This is a genomic window from Yeguia hominis, from assembly GCF_014384705.1.
In the GTDB taxonomy this organism is placed as follows: domain Bacteria; phylum Bacillota; class Clostridia; order Oscillospirales; family Acutalibacteraceae; genus Yeguia; species Yeguia hominis.
The window spans coordinates 70,173-93,397 of sequence record NZ_JACRSN010000001.1 but is presented as its reverse complement, the minus strand read 5'-3'; the positions used below and the strand labels follow the sequence as shown (position 1 = coordinate 93,397).

Genomic DNA, 23,225 nt, shown 5'->3' with positions numbered 1-23,225 from the left:
TGGTATTTATTGCGCGCGTCCGATGCCGCTTTGTGCGCGCTGCGCCGGTATAGGCGATTCTGTCAGGCTTATTTCTGCGGTTCCGCAGACGGTACGCCGTTTTTCGGCCCTGTCCACGTCAGTCCCAGTTCTTCTTTAATCTGGGAAGTGGAGACGCCTTCTGTCCGATCCAGATAAACCAGCTCGCAGTAATCTTTTAGATAATCAAACTTGTCGCTGCCAGCCCAGTCACTGCCCATCACGACGATATCGACCTTGTAGGTCAGGACATCATCGATTTTCTGTTCCCAGGTGCATTCCGGAATGACCAGATCGACATATCGAATCGATTCCAGCATCAGCTTGCGGGTTTCATAATTGTGAAATGCTTTTTTATGCTTAATGGCATTGAATTCATCAGTGGACAGGCCGACAATCAGATAGTCGCCGAGCGCTCGTGCCCGCTTTAACAGGCGGATATGCCCGTAATGTAAAAGATCAAATGTGCCGTATGTCAGGACTCTTTTCATACACTACTCCCTCTGTCAGCCGGGTTTCGGCATCTCATGCTGTTATCATAACACGTTTTCGCCGGTTTATCAATTTGAAAACGGAAGAATCCGTATCCTATTCCGCTTTTCCTTTATATTTGAGCTTGGTTGCCATTCCGCCGCGGATATGGCGCTGCGCCTTGTTGACCTCCAAAACGGATTTGACCTCCCGATACAGCTGCGGATTGACATATTTCAGACGCTCTGAAACATCTTTGTGAACGGTCGATTTGCTGACGCCGAATTTTTTAGCCGCAACGCGGACGGTTGCGTTGGTCTGCAGGATATATGCGCCGAGTTCCACCGCGCGTTCCTCTACAAAATGGGAATTCTCATGGATCGCACCTTTCATTTCGTTGTTCGCCTCCCGGTACTTGTTGTTCCATGTATATGCTTTTTACGGGCGGCAATATGCGAAAGGAAGCACGGAACAAACAAGAAAAGGCGGGGATTGACAGCAAGGCGCATTGCAGGTAAACTATCATTATAGAGGGAATATGAAAGAAATCGGGGGACATTTTATGAAAATTACCGGGATGACACTCTACAAAGTTCCGCCGCGCTGGCTGTTCTTAAAATTGGAAACCGACAGCGGTCTGTGCGGCTGGGGAGAACCGGTTATCGAGGGACACGCCGACACCGTACGTGCTGCAGTCGAAGAGTGCGGGAATATCTGATCGGAAAAGATCCGATGCGGATCGAAGATCTTTGGCAGACGATTTACCGAGCATGTTTTTACCGCGGCGGACCGATTCTGATGAGCGCGCTTGCGGGTGTCGATCAGGCGCTTTGGGATATCAAAGGCCAATTTTATGGCGCGCCGATTTATGAACTTCTCGGCGGAGCATGCCGGGAAAAACTCAAGGTTTATAGCTGGATCGGCGGAGACCGCCCGTCGGATATTGTCAAGGCCGCAGAGGAAAAGGTCGCGCAGGGGTTTTCTGCCGTTAAAATGAACGCGACAGAGGAGCTGCACTATATCGACAGCTACGACAAGATTGATGCAGCCACAGCACGCCTGGCGGCGCTGCGCGAACGATTCGGCAATGCGCTGGAGGTTGCGGTGGATTTCCATGGGCGAGTGCACAAGTCCATGGCTAAAATTCTGGCGAAGGAACTGGAGCCGTACCGTCCGATGTTTATTGAAGAACCGGTGCTTGCGGAAAATCTGGAAGCCCTGCGGGAGATTGCGGGCAGCGTCGCAACGCCGATTGCGACCGGAGAGCGGATGTTTTCCCGGTGGGATTTTAAACAGGTTCTGGCATCCTGTTATGTGGATATCCTGCAGCCGGACCTTTCTCACGCCGGCGGAATCAGCGAGGTCAAAAAGATTGCGTCGATGGCGGAATGCTACGATGTGGCCGTTGCGCCGCACTGTCCGCTCGGGCCGATTGCGCTGGCAGCCTGTGTGCAGGTTGATGTTTGTACGCCGAATGTCTTTATTCAGGAGCAAAGCCTCGGCATTCATTATAACCAGGGCAACGATATTCTGGATTATCTTTCCGATCCGACGGTTTTCGTCTATCAGAATGGATTCATTTCTGTCCCGAAAGGCAGCGGTCTTGGAATTACTGTCAACGAAGAGAAGGTACGCGAACTTGCGCAAAAGGGCCATTCCTGGAAAAATCCGGTTTGGCGCAATTTCGACGGAACCATTGCAGAGTGGTAATGGGTTCGTTTTGAAGGAATGCACAATCCCCCTGCTACAACGCTTACGGCCGGGTTCCATGAATTTTACATGGAACCCGGTGCCGAACGGTTGTGGCAGGGGGATTCCTTTTTATGAAGATTCTTTCAAATTTGCCGGATCGCAAGGCTGATTCGGCGGACTGGTTTGCGGGATGTTTGAACTTTTGGGAGCCGAATGGCGAAACTGGTAGGTGAGAATGGAAACCAGAACGATGGCCGCGCCGACAATGGCGAGCACACCGAGATGTTCCCGATAAAAAATGGCAACCCAAAGCGGATTGAGTACCGGTTCGATACCGCAGATCAGCGAAACGGCCACCGGCGGCGTGGAACGAAGTCCCTCACTGAAGAAAACATAGGCAAGCCCGACCTGCAAAACGCCGAGCGCCAACAGGCAGAGCATCGGCTGCGGGCGATAGTCGGCTTCCCGAAAAAGTGCGGGAAGCCCCGCCAGCGCGCCGAGAAGCTGGCCGAGAAGAATCGAAGAAAGTGCGTCTGCTTTTGGGGAAACATTGAGCATGCAGACACCGGCATACGAGATTCCGGCAAGAATTGCGACAATGTCTCCGGCAATGTTTCCGGAGGAAAAACTCTCCAGAAAACAACATATAATGCCCAAAAGAACAAACAGGCAGGTGATAAAATCCGCCCGCCTGGGTTTTTGGTGATAAAACACCCACAAAAAGAGCATGACAAAAATCGGAGCGGTGTATTGCAGGACAATCGCGTTGGCCGCTGTGGTCATTTTGGTTGCCATGGTAAACAGGGTAACTGTTCCGGCCATACAAATTGCGCCGATCAAAACCGGTCCGCGCAAAGCGAGACGATGGTTTCGGATCGCCATATAAATCCCGATGACAATTGCACCCAAGAAGCACCGTGCGCTGTTGATGGCAAGCGCGGACCAGGGGATGAGCTTAATCAGAATTCCGCCGGTACTGAACAAAAGGGATGCCGCAAGAATACAGAGTGCGCCGGAACGTGTCTTTGGCATGGAGAGAAGCTCCTTTTATCGAAATAGAGGGAAACACGCATTTGCGCAGTTCGGGATCAAGGGGCGATCGAAGCGAAACCGTACGCTTATCGAGGGCGCAGCATATGCGGGAGCTGGTACAGGCAGATTTCCCGGTATCCGGTGTTCTGCGTTGCGCGCATATCGATGAGACGCTGGTTGGAAGAACCGCGGAACACCAGCCGCAAATCCTTCTTTTCTTCTTCAAACGCGCCGTCGACCAAAACATCGATGCAGTGCAGCAACTCGTCGGTTGCGTCGCAATGATAAGCGCCTCCGGGCAGCAAATCGTGCTCTAAGATGCAGCCGGTATAACACCAGATATCTTTTTCCGGATAGCATGCCCTGACCCGGCGGATAAAAGGCAGCAGCGCCGCCTGATTGGCAGGTTCCATGGGTTCTCCGCCGAGCAGCGTCAGCCCGCCGATATAGCTGGGCTTAAGCGCCTGCAGGAGCAGTTCTTCGGTTTCCGCAGTAAAGGGAAGACCGTTTGAAAAGCTCCAGGTTTCCGGATTAAAACAGCCCTTGCAATGTCTTGTACAACCAGAAACAAACAGCGTGACGCGAACGCCAACGCCGTTTGCAATGTCTGTTTGTTTGATTTCGCTATAATACATCGTGCCCCATTCTCCTTACAGATGCAGCACCCGATCCTTAATCTCCTGCGTACGGCCCTGGTTCCAATACTGTGTGCCGATGTAACCGCAGGTGCGGCGCGCCACATTCATGGTATCCTGATCCTGGTTCCCGCACTGCGGGCAGGTCCATACCAGTTTTCCGTCCTGTTCCCGGATTTCGATCTCGCCGTCCCAGCCGCATTTCTGACAGTAGTCGCTTTTGGTATTGAGCTCCGCGTAGATGATGTTGTCGTAGATAAACCGCATGACCTGCAAAACCGCTTCTAGGTTGTTCTGCATGTCCGGAACTTCGACATAACTGATTGCGCCGCCCGGCGAAAGGTGCTGGAACTGCGCCTCAAACCCAAGTTTGCTGAAAGCGTCGATCTTTTCTGTCACATGGACGTGATAGGAGTTGGTGATGTAGCCTTTGTCTGTCACGCCCGGAATGATGCCGAAGCGCTTTTGCAGACATTTCGCAAATTTATAGGTGGTGGATTCCAGCGGTGTGCCATAGATGGAGTAATCAATATTCTCCGCTGCCTTCCAGTCTTTGCATTTGTCGTTCATATACTGCATGATGTTCAGTGCAAAAGGCGTTGCAGTGGGGTCGGTATGGCTTTTGCCGGTCATGTATTTGACGCACTCATAAAGCCCGGCATAGCCGAGAGAAATGGTGGAATACCCGTTATAGAGCAGCTTGTCGATCGGTTCGCCCTTCTTCAGACGCGCACAGGCGCCGTATTGCCAGAGAATCGGGGCTGCATCGGAAAGCGTACCCTTGAGCCGGTTGTGCCGATATTGCAGCGCTTTGTGGCAGAGCTCCAGACGTTCATCGAAAATCTTCCAGAATTTTTCCATGTTTCCGCCGGAGGAAAGCGCCACATCGGGCAGATTGATCGTGACGACGCCCTGATTGAAGCGGCCGTAATACTTGTGTTTGCCCGGCTCGTAGTTGCCGGCGTTGGCGATGTTGCCGATGCCGGCGTCTGTAAAGCGATCCGGCGTCAGGAACGAACGGCAGCCCATGCAGGTGTAGACGTCGCCTTTGAGCTCCATCATCTTTTTGGCGGAAATATAGTCCGGAACCATCCGGCGTGCCGTACATCTTGCGGCAAGCTCTGTCAGATAGTAGTAGGGGGAATCGGGGTAAATATTGTCTTCTTCCAGTGTATAGATCAGCTTCGGGAATGCCGGCGTTACCCAGACGCCTTTTTCGTTCTTTACGCCTTCATAACGCTGCAGAAGGGTCTCTTCAATGACCAGCGCCAGGTCTTTTTTCTCCTGTTCGTTTTTGGCTTCTCCGAGATACAAAAACACGGTGACAAACGGAGCCTGTCCGTTTGTGGTCAGCAGAGTGACGACTTGATACTGAATGGTCTGTACACCGCGGCGGATTTCTTCGCGCAGACGTTTTTCTACAATGTTGGAAACGGTCTCTTCGCTGACGTCTGCACCGATCTCAGAGATTTCCGCTTCCACCTGACGGCGGATTTTCTGACGGGAGACATCGACAAAAGGCGCAAGATGCGCCAGGGAAATCGACTGGCCGCCGTACTGGTTGGATGCAACCTGTGCGATGATTTGGGTTGCGATATTGCAGGCGGTCGAAAAGCTGTGCGGCCGTTCGATAAGCGTCCCGGTGATCACGGTGCCGTTTTGCAGCATGTCCTCCAGGTTTACCAGGTCGCAGTTATGCATGTGCTGCGCAAAATAGTCGGTATCGTGGAAATGAATGATTCCCTCGTTATGCGCGTCCACAATTTCTTTCGGCAGCAAAATCCGGTTCGTAATATCACGGGAAACCTCTCCTGCCATGTAGTCGCGCTGGGTGGAGTTGACGACCGGGTTTTTGTTGGAATTTTCCTGCTTAGCCTCTTCGTTGTTGCATTCAATGAGACTCAAAATTTTGTCGTCTGTCGTATTGGACTGCCGGACGAGCGTGCGCGTATAGCGATAGGTAATGTAGCTTTTTGCAACCTCAAACGCGCCGTGCGCCATGATCTGCTTTTCGACCATGTCCTGGACTTCCTCCACGCTGGGGGAACGGCCAAGCTGTTCGCAGCTGAGTACGACGCTCTGCGCAATGCGCTGAATCTGCATGTGCGTCATGCGGATCGACTCGTCGACAGTGTCATTCGCTTTGCTGATCGCCACCATAATCTTGGAGATATCGAAATCTGCTTCGGAGCCATTGCGTTTAATGATTTTCATACCGAAAAATCCCCCTTTCTTTTTAAATGCGGATTGCCGGTCCAGGATCGCTGTTGCCGGCATTTTATGTTTTTACTTGGTTTGAATGACCGCTTAGATATAGCGGGGCTGTTTAATTATTATACTCGCTGAAACCCGATTTGTCCAGCCCCAAATTGGCTGCTCGCCCTACATCTTGGGAGAAAAGTGCGTGTGCAAATATTGGAAAATACAAGATGTAGTATCACGAGAAAACGGCGAAAGGCCTGGAAAAACCTGCTTTTTGAGACCGGCTTGCGAAAAAAATACAGCTTATTTTTGGATGCACTTCCTGCCTGCAAACCACAAAAAAATTTTTTAAAAGGCTGGACGCCGAATGATGGCGGCCGTTTGCCGGGTGCGCACGGCGGCTATTTTGGGAGGCGTCAGATGACGTCCGCTCCGGAAATGTGAACAGCCGGTTCGGCTTCGAGCCAGAGCGGAAATGCTTCTTCGACTTTCGCGGAAAGGGCAGCTTTGGCTTTGGGCTCGAGAAAAGCGCCGTTTACCGCGTTTTGTGCAAGCTGCAGGAGCTGATCCTTCTGCAGCTGACAGGCGCGCTGAACGCGGCGGTATTCCTGCCGCAAATCAGTTCCGGAAACGGTACTGTTGTCCGTGCAAAGTGTTGCGGCGATGCCTTCCCGCAAAAAGAGCGGAAGGGGGTATGCTTCCGCAGAACGAACCGCACAGGTCTGCAGGTTACTGGAAAAACAGGTTTCCAGTACGGTGCCGGCATCCCGAAGCAGCGCCAACACAGCCGGGTCCTCTACGGAGCGGATCCCGTGGCCAATCCGTTTGGCGCCCATTTCCAGCGCACAGCGCACACTGTCCGCGCCGGCGGCTTCTCCGGCGTGCAGGACAAAGGGAACCCCGGCTTTCTGCGCCTCTGCAAAGAGCGCGCGGAAAGAGGCTGTCGGAAACCGCGCTTCATCTCCGGCGAGATCCAGCGCGCAGACACCTGCACCGAGATAGGCTCGCGCAAGCGCGGCGGTTTCCCGGTTTTCCTGCTCGCTTCCGCCGCGCATGCAGCAAAGAATGAGCTGCGCGGGCATTCCGGTTTTGGCAATCCCGGTTTGCAGGCCGCGGATGGAGGCTTGGACGACCTGTTCTTGTGACAGGCCGTTTTTTCGATGGAGCTGCGGCGCATAGCGGATTTCTGTATAGAGGAGTCCGAGGCGATGCAGCCGGTCAAGCAGCATGGAAACAGCGGCTTCGATCGTCTCTTCCGATTGCAGCACGGAAAGCGGAAGTGCAAATTTTTGCAGATATTCGCCGAGGCTGCGGCAGCCTTTTTCGACGGTAAGCAGCCGGCGCAACGCTTCCGGGTCCTGCGTGGGGAGCGGTGTCCTGCTTTTCGCCGCAAGCGTCAAAATTTCGGATGGCTCCAGAGAACCGTCCAGGTGCAGATGCAGTTCCACCATGTTCCGGATTCCTCCTTTCGAAAACAGTATTTTTCGCAAAAAAGGAACAGCAGGAGAGACGCTCCTGCTGTTCCGGCTTTGAAAAGATGAAAGATTCCGCGTTCGAAACCTTATGCTTTCGGACCGGCTTCTACGATGTTTTTCGGCATATCCGGATACTTCTTCGCGAAGTTCTCCGCAAATTTCGCAGCAAGGTTTTTTGCGGACTGCTCATATGCGGCCTGATCCTTCCAGACGTTGCGCGGATTCAGGATTTCTGCCGGCACATTCGGGCAGGACTTCGGAATGTTGACATTGAAGATCGGATCGAGCTCGTACTCGACATCGTTCAGTTCGCCTGCCAGTGCAGCAGAGACCATTGCACGGGTGTATTTGAGTTTCATTCTCGGAACGGTTCCGGCAGCGCCGCCGCACCAGCCGGTATTCACGAGGAATACGTTGGCGCCGGTTTTCTTCAGCTTTTCGCCGAGCATCGTCGCATAGACGGACGGATTCAGCGGGAAGAACGGTGCGCCGAACAGCGTCGAGAATGTCGTTACCGGTTCGGTGATGCCGCGTTCGGTTCCGGCCAATTTGCTGGTGTAACCGGAAACAAAGTGATACATGGCCATATCATTGTCCAGCTTTGCGATCGGAGGCAAAACGCCGAATGCATCTGCTGTCAGGAAGATGATGGTCTTGGGCTGTCCGCCGACGCCGGGAATTGCAGCGTTGGGGATATAGTCAATCGGATAGCCGGCACGGGTGTTCTCAGTCAGAGAGCCGTCGGCATAATCCGGCTTGCCGTCGTCGTCGACAATGACGTTTTCAAGCAGCGTGCCGAATTTAATTGCATCGTAGATTTCCGGCTCATGTTCACGCTCGAGGCCGATGCACTTTGCATAGCAGCCGCCTTCGATGTTGAAGATGCCGTCATCCGACCAGCCGTGCTCATCGTCGCCAATCAGCTTACGGGCAGGGTCAGCAGAAAGGGTGGTCTTACCGGTGCCGGAGAGGCCGAAGAACACGGCGCTGTCGCCGTCATCGCCGATATTGGCGGAGCAGTGCATGGAGAGCAGACCTTTTTTCGGAAGAACATAGTTCATCACGGAGAAGACGCTCTTTTTGATTTCTCCGGAGTATCCGCTTCCGGCGATCAGAACTTCATGTGTTTCATAGTTGATGATGATTGCCGCCTCGCTGTGGACGCCGTCCACTCCGGGGATGCACTTAAAGCCCGGTGCAGCGATGACGGTGTAATCCGGCTCATAATCTTCGAGCTCTTCTTTGGTCGGACGGATCAGCAGTTCATGAATGAAGAGATTCTGGCTGGCGAGCTCATTGACAATGCGGAAGCGCTGTCTGTATTTCGGGTCAGCGCCGGCAAAACCGTCGAAAACGAACAGATCACGGTTCTGCAGATACGCGAGCATTTTCGCTTTGATCGCGGAGAATTTGCTCTCCTCAATCGGGACATTGATTTTGCCCCAGGCGATCTCGTCATGTACGGCCGGCGTGTCAACGATGAATTTATCGTCAGGGCTGCGGCCGGTGTATTTACCGGTTTCTACCACAAGGGCTCCTGTGTCGGAAAGACGGCCTTCACCTCTGAAGAGCGCCTCTTCCACCAGAGAAGGAACGGCCAGATTGCGGTATACGGTGCCGTCTCCGGCAATCCCGAGTTCCAAAGCGGTTAATGTTTTCATGTTGGATCCCTCCAGTTTTCAATAGGTTTTATCATACATCGCCCAAACCGGTTTGACGGAGGTTTCTGGAATTTCCGACCGTGAAAGGAACGCTTGTCGCGACCGGTGCCGGAAACAGGCCGAGTTTGGGAGTGTACAGGCAAAGATGATGAGACAACCGGGCAGATAATTGGATCCCAAAGAATCTTTCTCCACCAAAGCAATCATACAACGATCGCTGCCGATACGCAAGAGGATAGAACGCATTTTTGAAAATTTTGTCTATCCACCCATTCGATTTTCTATGACAGAAAAAACAGTGTGATGTTTTTCTAAATTCAAAATACACAAAGGGCAGAACATAAACTTTTTTTGGTCAAGTTTTTATCGGTATTCCGCCGGCATTTTTCCGAGCAGAATCCAGTCAATGGCGCGATCGGAAGCGCCCTGATCGATATAGTCAAAATGATGCGGCAGAAAAGCGTCGAGCTTTTCGGTTTCGTAGTCCTTGTTCTGGAGCGCCGTCAGCAGTTCTTCAAAACTCCGGCAGATTTTTCCGGGTGCCGTTTCCTCGTAAGGACGGTGGAACCCCCGCGTCGTCGAGTAGACTTCCTCGTCATAGGCGAAGAAGAGCATCGGCCGGCGCATGAGCGAAAAATCATAGATGTTTGAAGAATAATCTGTAATCAGCAGATCGCTGACATAAAACAGATCGTTGATATAGAACGAGGAATCGAGAACCAGCAGACGGTCTGCATAAGCTGCCGGAACGGGAACCGGTTCTTTGACAAAGGGATGCATTTTAAACAGGATGACCGCGTTGTCTCCGCAGAATTCATAGAGACGATCGAAGTCCAGAAGCTGATAGTCATAATAGGCGTCGGACGGCCCGCGCCCGCGGAAGGTCGGCGCAAAGAGGATGACCTGCTTTTGCCGGCACTGCGGATAGGTTTCAAAAAATTCTGCAGTAAAGCGCGCTCTGCGCTCCGGATCAAGAAAGGCGTCAATCCGCGGCAGTCCGGTCGGGAGAATGCATTTTTTTTCAATACCAAAGGCTTCCGCAAAGTGACCGGCGATATTTTTGGAACCGGTCAGAACATACGTATAGTCGCGATGGCAGACATGTACGAGCGGGGGAGAACCGTAAAATCCAAACCGGCTGTACCCGATGGCCTTAAAGCCGCACCCGGCGTGCCACGCCTGAATCAGCTTGGTATTCTTCGGAAGAGAAATCAAATTGAAAATGCGGTAATAGCCGTCAATAAAAATGTAATTGCTGCCGGCCGCCTGAAAGAGAAACCGAATCAGGCGAGGCTGCACGCGCAGCGAAATTCCATACGGAACGCCGCATTCCACCCGGATGGAAAAGGTTTGCGCAAGTCCGCGCTGCAGCATCCGGCTGTGGATGGCTTCCAGATTGCCGTTCAACTGGGACGCGTTGGAGGCAAAGAGAACGTGGTTGCCGCTGCGCCTGCGCAGAAGCGTAAAGAGCCGGAAGAGAACGGAAATACAAGCTTTATCGATGCTTTTGAGCGCGTTTTTCAGCGCGCCGGGAAACGCCCGGAGATGCACAGAAAGCGGCTGCGGTGTTTGCGGGACGCATTTCATGTCGTAGACTTCCAGGACAAAAAACGGCTCCACGTCATTTTCTGAAAGCATAAATGTCAGCGTCAGCGCACGTGTCCGGCGGAAATAGCGAAAGACGCGTTCCAGCGAGGGGAACGCTTTGGCCACAGCAAAATCGACTTTGGCAGGAACCAAATCTGTACCGGTTTCTGCGCAGAGACGGAACGCGCCGTTCGGAACCGGTGCGCGGTTTCCATAGTTTGTAATGTTTAAAACCAGCCGCACAAATTCCTCTTCCCGTGCAGCGATCTCACAGGGAATTTTCTGTTTTGTATTCGGTTCCCAGAGACAGAAGGAACAGCCGCTGAGCACCGTCGGGACAGAAAGCTCCCAATAAAGATAGATTCGGTCCCATTCAATTTTACGGATCAGCAGTTCCGCATGGGGTTGCAGGCAGTGTTCCGATTCACACATGATAGTTCACCATACCAGTTCTTATTTCTGTTTTTTTCGCGCGTCGATTTCCTGCTGGAATGCAAGCGCGTCCTGATAAATCCGCTCACAGTTGTTGTGATCGTCGTAGGCAAAGAAGTCGTCAATCCGCGCCTTAAACTGCGGCTTGATGGCGCAGTTTGTCTCCATGTAGGAAATGAGCGTTTTGACCATTTCGTCGTGATTTTTGCAGATCTCGCCGAAGGCCATGGTATCATAATAGAAGCAGCCCTCTTCATAGTGCGGCGGAATGTCGGTGTGGTGGTAATACACCACCGGCTTGCGCATATAGGCGAAGTCAAACTGCACGCCGGAATAGTCTGTGACCATCAGGCTTGCTTCGGAGAGCACTTTTTCGTAATTGGTATCCGCAGTTGCGGCGACAATCTGAACGTAATCATTGCGGTCAAAATCGTCGATCTGGATGCTGACCGTCGGATGGACAAGATAAGTAATCCGATAGCCGTATTTTTTGGCTGCCTCAATCAGCGTCGGGTCGTTGATCAGCTGATTGTAGACGCGGTAGTAGCTGCTGGAACGGAATGCCGGGTTGTACGGCGGCGGCGCATCGTTCGATTCCCGCGGCAAAACAAGCCCCATCCGCCAGGTCGGCGTAATCAGGATTTCTTTGTGATCGCGGTTGGTCAGGCCGTCGTAGCGGGCAACGCCGGTCAGCTTTAACGTTTTTTCCGGGCAATCCGAGTATCCGTAAATCGGGCGGCTGAGGTTTTCGATTTCATACCGGGACGCACAATAATACCGCTTGAGGTTATCGTGGACGCGGTTCATGCTCAGCGCCAGTTTCTGGACGGTCAGACCGTGCTGCAGCGTCACATTTTCAAATTTAACGAGACCGCGCAGATATTGTCCCATCGGCCCGAAGTTATGATAGAACACGGAAGCGTGGGTGGAAAAGACAATGTCCGCGTTCAGGAATGTCAAATAGTGCTTGAGGGATCCGGTTTTTAAAGGATGGTATCCGAGAGAGAGCAGACGCTTCTGATCGACGCTCTGATCGTTGATGACATAATACTTCCGGATGCCGTCATATTTCTGTTCGGAAGCATACCGATAGAAATATTCACCGTTATCGCCGGCCTTGAACAGTTTGTCAAATGCCAGCCAGATGCGCTGTTTTTGATACCAGGGCCGTGTGATCCAGTAGCAAAGACGGATCCAGGAAAGCTTGAGGCCTTCTTTCTTCTTGACCGCAATGGCGTTGATGCAGTAAAGCAGCTCCCGCTTGATCAGGAAGCGCTTTTTTGCAGGAATGGTCACAATGGTATTCCGTTTGCAATAGGTCAAATAGTGGTCGTGGTACCAGTAGGAGTACCGCGGAGACTTTGCAAGCCGCGCGTGACTTGCCGGAAAAGCAAGCCGCAAAGCAATTTTGACCTTTTTGTCAAAGACGAGATAGAACACCAGTGTCTGGCGCGACGCATTTTCGCGAAGCGGGATCGAGACGTGGAAGGTGTGGCGCTTATGCGCGGCGACGCCGAAGAATTTCGTAAGAGAATACCAGGTGTTCGGCTGCAGGGGATACTGCTTCTGATTCATTTCCGCGTAAATCGTGTAGCGGCTGGGGTCGAGTACGTCATTAAATGCGACGTCGAGCTCATAGCGGCCGTCCAGGCATTCAAAATTGTGAATGTAGAGAAATTCGTCCCGAAGTGTTTCCAGGGCAGCCTCTTCATAGGCAGCGACAACATTGTTTTTCATATAAACATAGTGCGTCGCGTCCGGCTCCTCTTTGTGTTTAAGTTCCAGAAGAACTTTTGCAAGGCTGGTGCTGATTTTGTTCGCCCGCACTTTTTTGGTGTTTACGATGATTTCATCGTCGATGTCCTGATAAAGGGCAAGCAAATCGGCTTTATAGGCCTCCAGATCATCGCCCAGGAGGATGTTTTTATTGCGCAGGTTCATATTGCAAAGGAAGGGCCACTGGGTATAATAGAGCGCCGCAAATTGCAGAAAAGCCGGAATGATGCCGAACTTTTGTCTGGCGTCCTTGAGCAGCGGCGCACAGAATGCGGTGATGGTATCAAAATACCATTCTTTATAGAATGCGTCGAGATTTCCGATATCGTCTTCCATCGGGACGGTATAGGTACACTGCCCATGCACCAGGAAAAGATCCTTGGCGTGATCCATCAGAATGCGAAGCGTAAAATCCTGCAGGCTATAGTAGCGCAGAGACTCTTGGAAAACAGCACCGGTGAGAAATTGCCGCGGGAAAATCACGTTTTTCACGCCGACCGGAATCTGATGATAATCAAAATCCAGATCGACCAGCCCTTCTGTTTTGGGGTACTGCCGGCAGAGCGTATGCGGCTTTGCAAGCGGATTGCCCGGCTTTTTCAAAACAGCAGGGAAGAGAAACAGATTCGAACGCGTTCCGCGTCCCGCTTCCAGGCATTTGGCAAACAACGTTTTGCTGATGCAGTCGGTTGTTTCCATGAAATAAACAAATCCGCCGACAGCCTTTGGCAATGCGGCGTTAAAGGCCTGCGCTGCGGTTTCGTAGGGCTCAGAAAGCAGGAGAACCTGATTCGGATGCGCCTGCTGATATTGCGTATAAACAGCTTGCTCTGTTTCCGAAAGCCGCGCGCCGGTTAAAATCAGCTGGATGCGCTGGAATCCGACGGTTTGGTTTTGGATGCTTGCCAAAGACTCTGCAATGGCGGCATCCGATTTAGAAGCATAGCAGATGACAGAAAAATGAATCGGATTTTGTGAAGCTGGCATGATGGACCCCTCTTTTACCGTTGGATTACTTCATTTCTTCAAAGATTTCAGATAGGATTTGAACCCTGCAGAAAGCAGGTGGTCTGCAACGAAAACGTCCTCCGGATAGGTCAGCTTCAAATTATACGGGAATTTTTTATAATGCGCGATGGCGATGTCTTCCGGAAGATGGTGGGAAAGGGCGACAATCGGCGCGTGCGGATCAAACGCCTCGAAGAAGGGCTTAAACTGGAAGCCTTCCGGAGTCTGCGAGATGTAAAACTCTTCCCGCTTGACTTCTTTGTTCATGCGTTTGCCGATGCCGTCCGTGATGTCCTGGCTGTTGATGACGCAGATATGGTCGTCGAGCAGGTCCATATAATCGTCTACGATATCTCCGCGGATGAACGGCCGTGCAGCGTCATGCAGAATGACCTTTTCGCATTCCGGATAGTGTTCATTGATGTAGCAAAGACCGTTATAGATCGATTCATTGCGGGTGTCTCCGCCGCAGGCGCACTCCAAGCCGTACTTTTCGGCAATATAGCCGCTCTCGTACTGCTCTTTGTTGACGACAACCAGAATTTTATCGAGTTTTTTTGCCTCCTGATAGGCCTCGATAACGTGTGCGATGCACTCTTTGCCCGCAATCTCCAAGTACTGCTTTTTTTGCGTGCTGCTCAGGCGTGCGCCGATTCCGCCGGCCAGAATGACGCCGATGTTCCGAATATTCATAGAAAAATGCTCCTCTCAGTGGTCATTTGCTTCCTGACGGAAGCCGTGTTTAACAGAATGGTTCGCAGCGTTCAGACACCGCGCTTGATGACCGCTCTTCATGATATACAGACATTATTATAACGGATTCCGTTCTTGAAAACAACTCTTTTGTCTAAAAAACAAGGAATCCGTCGAAATGATGCGGAACGCGCCACAAAATCCTTTTCTATATAGAAGCAAAATATCCCGTAATAACTGGCTTTTTGAGCCAAAGTGTAGGAATAATGCAGAACGAACCTACATTCTACTGCCCTGTATTGCTATTTATTCGTCGTAAACCACATCCGTAGAGATGATGAGTCCATCATCCGACAGCGTCTTGGTTTCCGTTACAATGACCGTTCCTTTTGGTGGCAGAGACCAGAGCCTCAAATGTATCACCTCGGGTCAAAGTGATAGTTGTACCAGGAATGTTGTAACTCATAATCTCACCTCCAATTCAAGCATTGTATTGGCCGGATGACCGTGCGTATCGGGAGCTGTGTATTGCGGATGCGGCGGATCTGATTCGTCGGATCCGCGGGCATGCGTGTTTGCTGATGTGGGTCGGAAATAATGAAGCTTATATGTATGGGGAAAGTGAAGAAGGCGGAAAAAAGGAGTTCGGGTTCCAGACCTTTATGCTTGATTTTGCACGGCTTTGCGAAGAAATGGATCCGGAGCGGTTCTATACACCCTCCAGTCCGTTTGGAGGAAAGGATGCCAATGATGCACTGGAAGGGGATACCCATGCTTACAGCGGCGCCTATCATGTTGCAGGGCTGCAATATCCGGTGTTCTTTAGCGAAGATTGCTATACAACTGCGCTTCCGCTTCACAGCATGCGGCGGTTTATGAGCGAAGAGGAGATCTATCCGAAGGACTATGTCAACTGCTTGCCATATGGCGCAAAGAATCCGGCGTATGCAGTCAACCGTCATAAATACGGATTCCGCTATTGGAGAAATCTTCCGATTCCGGAAACATGGCACCGCTATCTGGACGAATATGCGCAGTGTGAATATTGGGGAATCGAACGATACTATGATGCAACAGATGTGGAGTCCATGGTGTATCGGGCCTCAGTCTGTGCGGCAGACTATTTTAAAAGCACAGTGGAACGGGTGCGGCGCGGTATTCCTACGGAAAACGGTACAGGGTTCCGCAGGACACAGGGCCATTTGAACTGGAAGCTGAAAGATGCGTTCCCGATGATCAGCTTCACACTGATTGACGCGTTTTTGGAATTGACACAGCCTTACTACAGCATCAAACGCGCCTATTCCCCCATCTTGCTTTCAATCGAAATCGGCGATCATATTCGCCTGTGGGGGGTCAATGATACGTCGGAAGACGTGGACGGTACGCTGGAATTTTGCGCATTTAGCAAATTCGATAACGAGGTCAGAGAGCCCTTTACAATGCCGGTTCGAATTCTGGCTGGTGAATCCAGGATCTTTACAACGCTGGATCACCTCGGCCCGATTCGCAGGGATTGTATTCTGTTCTGCATATTAAAGGACAAAACCGGTACGGTGCTTGCCAGAAATATCGAACATTTTGATATGGAACGCGATACGCTGTTTCCGGATGCAAAGCTCTCCTTGCAGGTGGAGGGCACAGAGCTGGTGATCCAAACGGATCAATATGCACACTGTGTGATCCTGACTGGCGATGAAGAGGGCGATGCGTTTGGCTGGGAATTCTCCGATAATTATTTCCATCTGCTGCCGTTTGAGACGAAGCGAGTGCAAATCGGCGGAATGCATACGGCTGGAACCATTACGGCAAAGCCGTATTACTCTCCGTATAAGACTGAAGTTTTTCATCAAAAATAGGGTGTTAAAATCAAAAGCAGCGATTTCATTTTAGCAGCAAAATGATCATTTAAGGAGGAAATAGAAATGCTGAAATACTATGGCGCGGACACAGAATTTTCACTTGCGGGGAAAGTTGCAATTGTTACGGGCGGCGCAGCCGGAATCGGCAATGCGACGGCGACGTTTTTTGCAAAAAAGGGCGTGAAGGTTTTGATTGCAGATATGAGTGAAAAAACTGAGGAAGCCGCAGCGGCGCTGGGCGCAGATTGCATCGGTGTGCGTGGGAATCTTCTCGACGAAGCTTGCCGGAAAGCGGTTCTTGCGACAGCGGTGGAGCGCTTCGGCGGAATGGATATTCTCGTCAACTGCGCGGGCATTGTAGCGCTCGACAATGCGGAAACACGCAGCGAGGAAATGTGGGATCGGACCATGGCGGTAAACCTGAAGGCCTCGTTTATGATGGCGCAGGCAGTCGGGAAATACCTGATTGACGCGGGAAAACCGGGCAGCATTGTAAATATGGCCTCGCAGGCGGGCGTGATTGCACTGGATAAACACGTGGCGTATTGTGCGTCGAAGGGCGCGATCATCGCCATGACCAAGGTAATGGCCTATGAATGGGGAAAATATGGAATCCGGGTCAATGCTGTATCTCCGACCGTAGTACTGACAGAACTCGGCAAAAAAGCCTGGGCCGGAGAAGTCGGAGAAGCATTTAAAAAGAAAATGCCGTCAGAGCGCTTTGCAGAGACCGACGAAATCGCCGGATCGATTGCGTTTTTGTGCAGCGGTGCTGCCGGAATGATCACCGGGCATAATCTGGTGATTGACGGCGGGTACACAATCCAGTAACCTTGCCGTCTTACCATCGATCCGCAAGGACCAATTCGCCGGACAGTACGTTTTTCCGGCGGATTGGTCCTTTTCACCTTGATAGGCGTCAGTCCGCCGGTTCCTTAAAAGCCCCAATTACGCGAAAGTCCATCAGACGCAGGCAGCTTCATCGGAGCAGAACGGTCGAGGAAAAACCAGCCCCGCGGCAAAGCGCGCGGCGCAGCATGGCGCATTTCTGTCTGTCAAAATCCAGTCTTTCTCTTGTCAATCCATAGAATCGTCAGACACCATAAAACCAGTGCGCGGGCTCCCAGCACCAAACGGTTCAAGTGTTTGGTGTTGAGAATTTTTTGGCAAAAAACGGTGCGAAAATTTGCTGGAAAAAATCTATTCATGTTGTAAAAGATTCCGCGGCGCGGGGTGAAAATCAATATGCAAACTCCTGATTTTCGTTAATATCTTAATGAAACCATGGAATTTTTGAAAACGCTGTGCTATACTGTGTCCCAAATGCAAAAATGGCCGGCCAAACATTGACCGGAATCTTTCTGAAGGAGGAAGGCAAAAATGGTTGCACAAATTGCGGCAGTGGTAATTTTTCTTGTGATGTTTGCGCTAATCATTACAGAAAAAGTGGAACGGCACTTTGTTACGCTGGGATGCGGATTGCTTGTGCTTGTGGTTGTGTTTGGCATTTGTATGCGCGATATGGGTGCGATTTATGAGGCACTGAACCTGCGCAGCATTATCGAGCCGGATTTCTGGTATCATACCGGTGCAGCATCGGGATCCTCGGGAATTAACTGGGAAACCATCTTCTTTATTGCCGGCATGATGATTATGGTTGAGGGCATGGCGGACAGCGGCTTTTTCCGCTGGCTGTGCATGACGATTGCCAAGCTGGTGCACTACAAGACGATCCCGATCTTTCTGACGTTTATGATCATGTCTGCTGCGCTGGCGATGTTTATCGACAGCATTACGGTCATCATGTTCCTTGCAGCCGTCACGGTCGAACTCGGACGGATGCTGAAATTTGATCCGGTCCCCATGATTCTTTCGGAGATTTTCTGCGCGAACCTCGGCGGTTCCGCGACCATGTGCGGAGATCCCCCGAATATCATCATCGGAACGTCTCTGGGATATTCTTTTGGAGATTTCATTACAAACACCGGTTTAATGGTTGCTATTTCTATGGTTTTTGTGGTATTATACTTATATCTCTATTTCCGGAAGGAACTGAAGGCGGCGGCACCTGCGGATCCGGAGTCCTATCCGCATCCGGCAACAGCGATTACCAACAAAGGCGCCTTTATTGTCAGCTGCATCATTTTTGCGGTTGCGGTCATTCTGCTGATTACCCATGCACAGACCGGTCTAACGGTTTCCTGCATCGGCGTATTTATTGCGCTGGTGACGGTTCTGACCTCCGGAAAGCGTGCGGGCGGAATCCTTCGGAAAATTGATTACAAAACGCTCCTGTTCTTTGTCGGCCTCTTTACGGTTGTCAGCGGCCTTGAGCAGACGGGCATCCTCGAATGGCTGGCTTCTCTGATCGGAAAGATCAGCGGCGGCAACGCCATGCTGATGGTTGCGATCATCATCTGGCTGTCTGCTATTGCAAGCGCCTTTATTGACAATATTCCGTTTGCAGCAACGATGATTCCGGTGATTAAGAGCCTTTCTGCTATGCAGGGTGTTCATCTGGATGTGCTGGCATGGACGCTCTCCATGGGAACGGACATCGGCGGAAACGCAACGCCGATCGGCGCATCGGCCAACGTCGTTGGCACTTCGATTGCGGCAAAGAACGGCCATCCGATTGGCTGGGGAAAATATTGCAAGGCTTTGGCTCCGGCCACAGTCATTGTGATCGTGATTTCCATGCTGTTCATTTTTGTCCGGTATCTATAAGAAGAACGCGTTAAGAAGAACGCGTTTCGGAAAAATGGGATCCTTCTCTGAAAACAGCCGTTTGCAGGGAATAATCTGAAAGTTCAGAAGATTTGCCGGATTCAGACGCACCGCGAAATCGAAGAAAGGCCCGACCCTACGGCCTTGCCGTAAAATTCGGATTTTTGGTATGTGCGCTTTGGAAATGGCGTAAATATAAATCAGATCAAGAAGGGAGGACTACAAGTGGCGGATCAATTGATTCTTGCGGTAGGGCGCGAATTTGGAAGCGGCGGCCATGAAATTGCCAATTTGCTGGCGGAACGCTTTGGGCTGATCGTCTATGAGCGGAATATGCTGGATCATATTGCTCAGGAATACGGGATGAACGCCGAGTTGCTGAAAAAGTATGATGAGGTTCCCAAGAGGTGGGGGATCTACCGGACGGTAAACGGCTTTAATAATGCACCGGAGGATGGAATTGCACGGATACAGTTCCGCTATCTGCGGGAAAAGGCCGAAGCGGGAGAATCTTTTGTCGTGGTAGGACGCTGTGCGGAAGAAATTTTCCGGGAAAACCCGGCGATGATTTCCATTTTTGTGCGGGCGGATCTGGATTTTAAACTCCAGCGCACCATGGCAAAGACGGATATTTCCGAAGAAGAAGCGATGGAGTTGATTATCCGGAAGGATAAGTTTCGGAAAAATTACCACGATCAGTACTGCAAAGAAAAATGGGGTCGTGCCAAGAATTACGATCTGGTAATCAACAGCGCGAAGCTCGGAGTTGCCAAGACGGCAGATTTGCTGGAACAGTACATTCGTGCCCGTATGGAAGCCAGAGCCTGAACGGAATTCTAAAAGACGTATTTGCACCAATATTGGCTTAAAAGCCAATGGATTGTAGCATACAAAAACCCGGCTTGCCATGCGTGGCGATGCCGGGTTTTCCGTTTTGCTGCAAAATGGCTGCGGACGCAAAAGCCGCGAAGGCGGGGCGGAATTTCTGCGATTCGGAGCGGCACAATTGCAGCGCGGCAGGTAAGACTGGCGGCACAAACGGAATCAAACAGGGCGGGCAGATGCCGCCTGCCGTTTCTTCATCCGTCTCCAATTGAAAAAGCCATACAGGTCATTTATCAAAAAAGCTGCAAAGCAGACGAGTACGGAGAGATAGGATCGATCTTCAAGCGCTGCCATGCTCCACAAAACAATCAGAACCAGATCATTGGCGGCATAGGCGAGTGCAAAAAAAGGCGCTTCTCCGAAACGTCAAATATACCGCCAGAAAACTGGTGGCAACGGAGATGGTGCTGGGAACAAGATTTGCGGTATGGAGCGCATGCAGAAGCAGAGCAAAAAGAAGTGTTACCAATATCGTCAAGACCGGAAGCAAAAGAAGCTCCGTTTTGCAGAGCTGATTGACTGCGACTTCGGACTTTTTTCCCTCGAAGGGGTTTCTGCGCCAGGAAATCAGCGAAAACAGCGCCATGGGGGCTGTCATGCCGAGATAGGTGAGCATTTCTCCATAGTAAGCGTATGTAAAGGAAATGATACCGTAAAGCACACTGAAAATCAGCATGAGCAGTTGTCCGGCGGGGTTTCCCTTTGCGCAGAAAATGAGAGAGGTTACACCGACAATGGAGGCGCAGAGCGTCAGGTAGTTTTCACGGTCAAAAAGGAGAAATGCCGCCAGAATCAGGAAGAGAGAGGTGCACCAGAGGGCGCGTTCTCCCCGGGAAAAAGAGGAATAGAAATGCGATTTTTTTGCATACGGGCTTCTTCCTTTCCAAAAAAGAAAGACATCTGCGCACATCTTCTAAGACCTAACGACGTGCGGCAAATGCCTTTCATCCCTGCCCGGTGGCAGGGCTTCTTTTCTGTTGTGATCTAAACTGTATCATAAAGCTCCGGGAAAGTTAAGCCGGATCGGTTTGAAAAAAGTTTTAAAAACCTGCACACAATTTTTGCAGCGGGATATTATGGTATTGAGACCGGAAAAACAGTGGAAAGGCGGTGCGGCGCATGAGGAGAAACCGCTGCTGTGGCGGATCGGGCAGATGCCTCTGCGCCGCAGCGTTTGGGCTGGGGCTGATTCTGTCATGTTTTTGCCCTTCGGGACTCATTTTATTTATTGCCGGCGTCATCATTGTGGCGCTTGGACTCGCTCTGATCCGGCGATGAACATATTTAGGAGGGACCGATATGAAGGTTGTTGTCGTTAAGGGCTCCGGGATGCTCGGCTTTTTCCTGCGGAAAATGTTTAAAATCAAAAAAGAAGACTAGACGCCTCTGCCAGAATGCAGGCCGCCGAAACAGAAGGTTCCTGTTTCGGCGGTTTTTCTTTTTTCGGATTGGTATATCTCGGACACGTTGCGAATAAAAATGAGACAGAACTGGAAAAAGGAGAGGGCCTTTATGGATTGTAAACTCAGTAGGGGATTGTTGCCCACACAGGAACTTGTTTTTGACGGCTGCGAAGAAAAACCGGTGGATTTGGATTTCAGCCTTCCCGATTACTGCCCGGATATCCAGCGTATTTTAAAGTGCCAGGTATACCCGGTGATTACCGTCCGCTCCGTGATCGGGGATCGTCTGGAGGTCGAAGGCCGTGCTACCGTTCGGGTTTTGTATCTGGATGCCGGCGGAACTTCGGTTCGGAACTGTGAGAAGACAGAGCCGTTTTCTGCGTCGATTGCCCTGCGCAAGACACCGGAAAGCCCGATTGCGCTTGTCCGGACGCGGATGGAATACATCAATTGCCGCGCGGTCAGTCCGCGCCGCCTGGATATTCACGGCGCGTTTTCCGTTTGCGCGCGCGTTTTTGACGCAGTGAAATACGAGTATTACTGCGGTGTAGAGGGAGAGGCGCTGGAGGAAAAAACGGAAACGCTCCACGCGAGTCGTCTGGCGGCGTACGCACAGCAGCCGTTTGTAGTCGGAGAGGTTTTAGAGATCGGAAACGGAAAGCCGCCGGCGGAGGCGGTGCTGCGTGTGCAGGCAGACGCGCTTTTGCAGGATTATAAGATTGTGTCCGGGAAAATTATTCTCAAGGGAGAAGTTCAGCTGAAACTCCTATATGCGGCCGGAATTGATACGGTGTCGCTGGAAAGTATGGAATATGCGATTCCGTTCAGCGAAACGATAGACTGCGAGGGAATTACCGAGGACGCCCTGTGCGACATCCGGCTGGCCGTTTCGGAAACGGATATCCAGATCCGCAGCGATTCCTCCGGCGAAAACATGCTTTTGGAGGCGGAGGCGCGTGTCATTGCAACGGTCAGTGCATTTGAGCAGGCCGAAATTACCGTGGTAACAGACGCCTATTCGACGCAATACGAAACGGCGCTTTCGTACCGGCCGGTTTCCTTGCGGCTTGTTGCCGATGTCATGCGGGAAAGCGCCATCCAAAAGATTACGCTGAACCTGGGCGACACCGAACTTGTGAAAATTACGGATATCTGGAATGAAATTGTGAATGTGCAGTCGGAGGTCGAAAACGGCAAGCTTCTTTGCCGCGGAAAAATGAATCTGTGCATCCTGGCGGTCAATACAGCAGGAAAGCCGGTCTACTTTGAGCGGATGGCGGAAATTCTCTATACCAAAGAGCGTGCCGGCCTGCCGGAAACAGCAATTTGCGATACGGACGCCGCGGTGACCAATATTGGGTATCGGATTTCCGGAACGTCCGAATTGGAAATCAAAGCGGAGCTTCAGCTGGAAATCCAAATTGCGGTCAATGTTTCCGGGAGAGAGCTGGAATCCGTGTATGAAGACGAAGGGCGTCCGAGAAACGACGGCCAGAAGGCGGCCCTGACCATCTATTATGCGATGACCGGCGAATCGCTTTGGGATATTGCGCGGACCTACTGCACCTCTGTTGCCGCAATTCAGGCGGAAAACGGAATGACTTCGGCGATTGCGGAAAGCGGCGGAATGCTGCTGATCCCGTCCTGAACAGGTGCGGCTTCATGA

General features: G+C 51.5%; 20 protein-coding genes. 8 read left to right on the top strand and 12 right to left on the bottom strand.

Features of this window, described 5'->3' with window-relative positions; genetic code table 11:
• Positions 1-68: 68 nt before the first annotated feature.
• Together tagD and spoIIID are read right to left on the bottom strand one after the other, a co-directional pair.
• Entirely contained in the window at positions 69-509 is a 441-nt protein-coding gene (gene tagD / locus IAG03_RS00425) for a glycerol-3-phosphate cytidylyltransferase (protein WP_249317678.1), read from the bottom strand.
• 97 nt (positions 510-606) lie between these two features.
• On the bottom strand, positions 607-882 hold the full coding sequence (gene spoIIID, locus IAG03_RS00420) for a sporulation transcriptional regulator SpoIIID (protein ID WP_249317676.1): 276 nt from the start codon (positions 880-882) through the stop codon (positions 607-609).
• Positions 883-1,051: 169 nt separating this feature from the next.
• Between spoIIID and IAG03_RS14465 the strand changes: the two genes are divergently transcribed.
• Both IAG03_RS14465 and dgoD read left to right on the top strand, forming a co-directional pair.
• The gene (locus tag IAG03_RS14465) at positions 1,052-1,207 is read left to right on the top strand and encodes a hypothetical protein (RefSeq protein WP_430472420.1); all 156 of its coding nucleotides are present in this window, start codon (positions 1,052-1,054) and stop codon (positions 1,205-1,207) included.
• On the top strand, positions 1,192-2,199 hold the full coding sequence (gene dgoD / locus IAG03_RS00415; RefSeq protein WP_430472419.1) for a galactonate dehydratase: 1,008 nt from the start codon (positions 1,192-1,194) through the stop codon (positions 2,197-2,199). The genes IAG03_RS14465 and dgoD overlap by 16 nt, the downstream gene beginning before the upstream one ends.
• Positions 2,200-2,310: 111 nt before the next feature.
• Here dgoD and IAG03_RS00410 read toward each other — a convergent pair whose 3' ends face one another.
• The 8 genes from IAG03_RS00410 to IAG03_RS00375 form a co-directional block, all read right to left on the bottom strand.
• Positions 2,311-3,213, bottom strand: a complete 903-nt coding sequence (locus IAG03_RS00410; protein WP_249317675.1) for a DMT family transporter — start codon at positions 3,211-3,213, stop codon at positions 2,311-2,313.
• A gap of 86 nt (positions 3,214-3,299) precedes the next feature.
• Positions 3,300-3,848, bottom strand: coding sequence for an anaerobic ribonucleoside-triphosphate reductase activating protein (gene nrdG / locus IAG03_RS00405; protein WP_249317674.1), 549 nt, complete (start codon positions 3,846-3,848; stop codon positions 3,300-3,302).
• A gap of 15 nt (positions 3,849-3,863) precedes the next feature.
• Positions 3,864-6,062: an anaerobic ribonucleoside-triphosphate reductase gene (gene nrdD / locus IAG03_RS00400; RefSeq protein ID WP_249317673.1), complete on the bottom strand. Its 2,199-nt coding sequence runs from the start codon at positions 6,060-6,062 to the stop codon at positions 3,864-3,866.
• 404 nt (positions 6,063-6,466) lie between these two features.
• A complete protein-coding gene (add, locus tag IAG03_RS00395; RefSeq protein WP_249317671.1) occupies positions 6,467-7,501 on the bottom strand; it encodes an adenosine deaminase in 1,035 nt (344 codons plus the stop codon).
• Positions 7,502-7,611: 110 nt separating this feature from the next.
• Positions 7,612-9,186 carry a phosphoenolpyruvate carboxykinase (ATP) gene (gene pckA, locus IAG03_RS00390; RefSeq protein WP_249317670.1) on the bottom strand — a complete coding sequence of 525 codons (1,575 nt, stop codon included), beginning with the start codon at positions 9,184-9,186 and terminating at the stop codon, positions 7,612-7,614.
• Between the two features lie 363 nt (positions 9,187-9,549).
• Positions 9,550-11,205, bottom strand: a complete 1,656-nt coding sequence (locus IAG03_RS00385; RefSeq protein ID WP_249317669.1) for a CDP-glycerol glycerophosphotransferase family protein — start codon at positions 11,203-11,205, stop codon at positions 9,550-9,552.
• A 21-nt stretch (positions 11,206-11,226) separates the two neighbouring features.
• Entirely contained in the window at positions 11,227-13,968 is a 2,742-nt protein-coding gene (locus tag IAG03_RS00380) for a CDP-glycerol glycerophosphotransferase family protein (protein ID WP_249317667.1), read from the bottom strand.
• Positions 13,969-13,998: 30 nt separating this feature from the next.
• The gene (locus IAG03_RS00375) at positions 13,999-14,682 is read right to left on the bottom strand and encodes a 2-C-methyl-D-erythritol 4-phosphate cytidylyltransferase (RefSeq protein ID WP_249317666.1); all 684 of its coding nucleotides are present in this window, start codon (positions 14,680-14,682) and stop codon (positions 13,999-14,001) included.
• A gap of 488 nt (positions 14,683-15,170) precedes the next feature.
• On the opposite strand from IAG03_RS00375, the gene IAG03_RS00370 reads away from it, so the two are divergent.
• From IAG03_RS00370 to IAG03_RS00355, 4 genes are all read left to right on the top strand, one after another.
• Positions 15,171-16,541 (top strand): glycoside hydrolase family 2 protein, encoded by a 1,371-nt coding sequence (locus tag IAG03_RS00370; RefSeq protein WP_249317665.1) that lies wholly within the window; start codon positions 15,171-15,173, stop codon positions 16,539-16,541.
• Positions 16,542-16,607: 66 nt separating this feature from the next.
• Positions 16,608-17,375 (top strand): GolD/DthD family dehydrogenase, encoded by a 768-nt coding sequence (locus IAG03_RS00365; RefSeq protein ID WP_249317663.1) that lies wholly within the window; start codon positions 16,608-16,610, stop codon positions 17,373-17,375.
• Positions 17,376-17,924: 549 nt separating this feature from the next.
• Positions 17,925-19,271: an ArsB/NhaD family transporter gene (locus IAG03_RS00360; RefSeq protein WP_249317662.1), complete on the top strand. Its 1,347-nt coding sequence runs from the start codon at positions 17,925-17,927 to the stop codon at positions 19,269-19,271.
• Positions 19,272-19,496: 225 nt separating this feature from the next.
• On the top strand, positions 19,497-20,099 hold the full coding sequence (locus IAG03_RS00355; protein ID WP_249317660.1) for a cytidylate kinase family protein: 603 nt from the start codon (positions 19,497-19,499) through the stop codon (positions 20,097-20,099).
• 37 nt (positions 20,100-20,136) lie between these two features.
• On the opposite strand, the gene IAG03_RS00350 is transcribed toward IAG03_RS00355, so the two are convergent.
• Positions 20,137-20,364, bottom strand: coding sequence for a hypothetical protein (locus IAG03_RS00350; RefSeq protein ID WP_249317893.1), 228 nt, complete (start codon positions 20,362-20,364; stop codon positions 20,137-20,139).
• A gap of 111 nt (positions 20,365-20,475) precedes the next feature.
• Positions 20,476-21,066: a nicotinamide riboside transporter PnuC gene (pnuC, locus tag IAG03_RS00345; protein WP_346726081.1), complete on the bottom strand. Its 591-nt coding sequence runs from the start codon at positions 21,064-21,066 to the stop codon at positions 20,476-20,478.
• Between the two features lie 118 nt (positions 21,067-21,184).
• Here pnuC and IAG03_RS00340 point away from each other — a divergent pair, with 118 nt between their 5' ends.
• Positions 21,185-21,475 carry a hypothetical protein gene (locus IAG03_RS00340; protein WP_249317658.1) on the top strand — a complete coding sequence of 97 codons (291 nt, stop codon included), beginning with the start codon at positions 21,185-21,187 and terminating at the stop codon, positions 21,473-21,475.
• A 193-nt stretch (positions 21,476-21,668) separates the two neighbouring features.
• A complete protein-coding gene (locus IAG03_RS00335) occupies positions 21,669-23,207 on the top strand; it encodes a DUF3794 and LysM peptidoglycan-binding domain-containing protein (RefSeq protein ID WP_249317656.1) in 1,539 nt (512 codons plus the stop codon).
• Positions 23,208-23,225 lie beyond the last annotated feature (18 nt).

What these genes read in the sequence shown, in the direction of transcription:
- tagD (WP_249317678.1), bottom strand. Translation starts at nt 509, where the DNA reads ATGAAAAGAGTCCTGACATACGGCACATTTGATCTTTTACATTACGGG.
- spoIIID (WP_249317676.1), bottom strand. Translation starts at nt 882, where the DNA reads ATGAAAGGTGCGATCCATGAGAATTCCCATTTTGTAGAGGAACGCGCG.
- IAG03_RS14465 (WP_430472420.1), top strand. Translation starts at nt 1,052, where the DNA reads ATGAAAATTACCGGGATGACACTCTACAAAGTTCCGCCGCGCTGGCTG.
- IAG03_RS00410 (WP_249317675.1), bottom strand. Translation starts at nt 3,213, where the DNA reads ATGCCAAAGACACGTTCCGGCGCACTCTGTATTCTTGCGGCATCCCTT.
- nrdG (WP_249317674.1), bottom strand. Translation starts at nt 3,848, where the DNA reads ATGTATTATAGCGAAATCAAACAAACAGACATTGCAAACGGCGTTGGC.
- nrdD (WP_249317673.1), bottom strand. Translation starts at nt 6,062, where the DNA reads ATGAAAATCATTAAACGCAATGGCTCCGAAGCAGATTTCGATATCTCC.
- add (WP_249317671.1), bottom strand. Translation starts at nt 7,501, where the DNA reads ATGGTGGAACTGCATCTGCACCTGGACGGTTCTCTGGAGCCATCCGAA.
- pckA (WP_249317670.1), bottom strand. Translation starts at nt 9,186, where the DNA reads ATGAAAACATTAACCGCTTTGGAACTCGGGATTGCCGGAGACGGCACC.
- IAG03_RS00385 (WP_249317669.1), bottom strand. Translation starts at nt 11,205, where the DNA reads ATGTGTGAATCGGAACACTGCCTGCAACCCCATGCGGAACTGCTGATC.
- IAG03_RS00380 (WP_249317667.1), bottom strand. Translation starts at nt 13,968, where the DNA reads ATGCCAGCTTCACAAAATCCGATTCATTTTTCTGTCATCTGCTATGCT.
- IAG03_RS00375 (WP_249317666.1), bottom strand. Translation starts at nt 14,682, where the DNA reads ATGAATATTCGGAACATCGGCGTCATTCTGGCCGGCGGAATCGGCGCA.
- IAG03_RS00365 (WP_249317663.1), top strand. Translation starts at nt 16,608, where the DNA reads ATGCTGAAATACTATGGCGCGGACACAGAATTTTCACTTGCGGGGAAA.
- IAG03_RS00360 (WP_249317662.1), top strand. Translation starts at nt 17,925, where the DNA reads ATGGTTGCACAAATTGCGGCAGTGGTAATTTTTCTTGTGATGTTTGCG.
- pnuC (WP_346726081.1), bottom strand. Translation starts at nt 21,066, where the DNA reads ATGTGCGCAGATGTCTTTCTTTTTTGGAAAGGAAGAAGCCCGTATGCA.
- IAG03_RS00335 (WP_249317656.1), top strand. Translation starts at nt 21,669, where the DNA reads ATGGATTGTAAACTCAGTAGGGGATTGTTGCCCACACAGGAACTTGTT.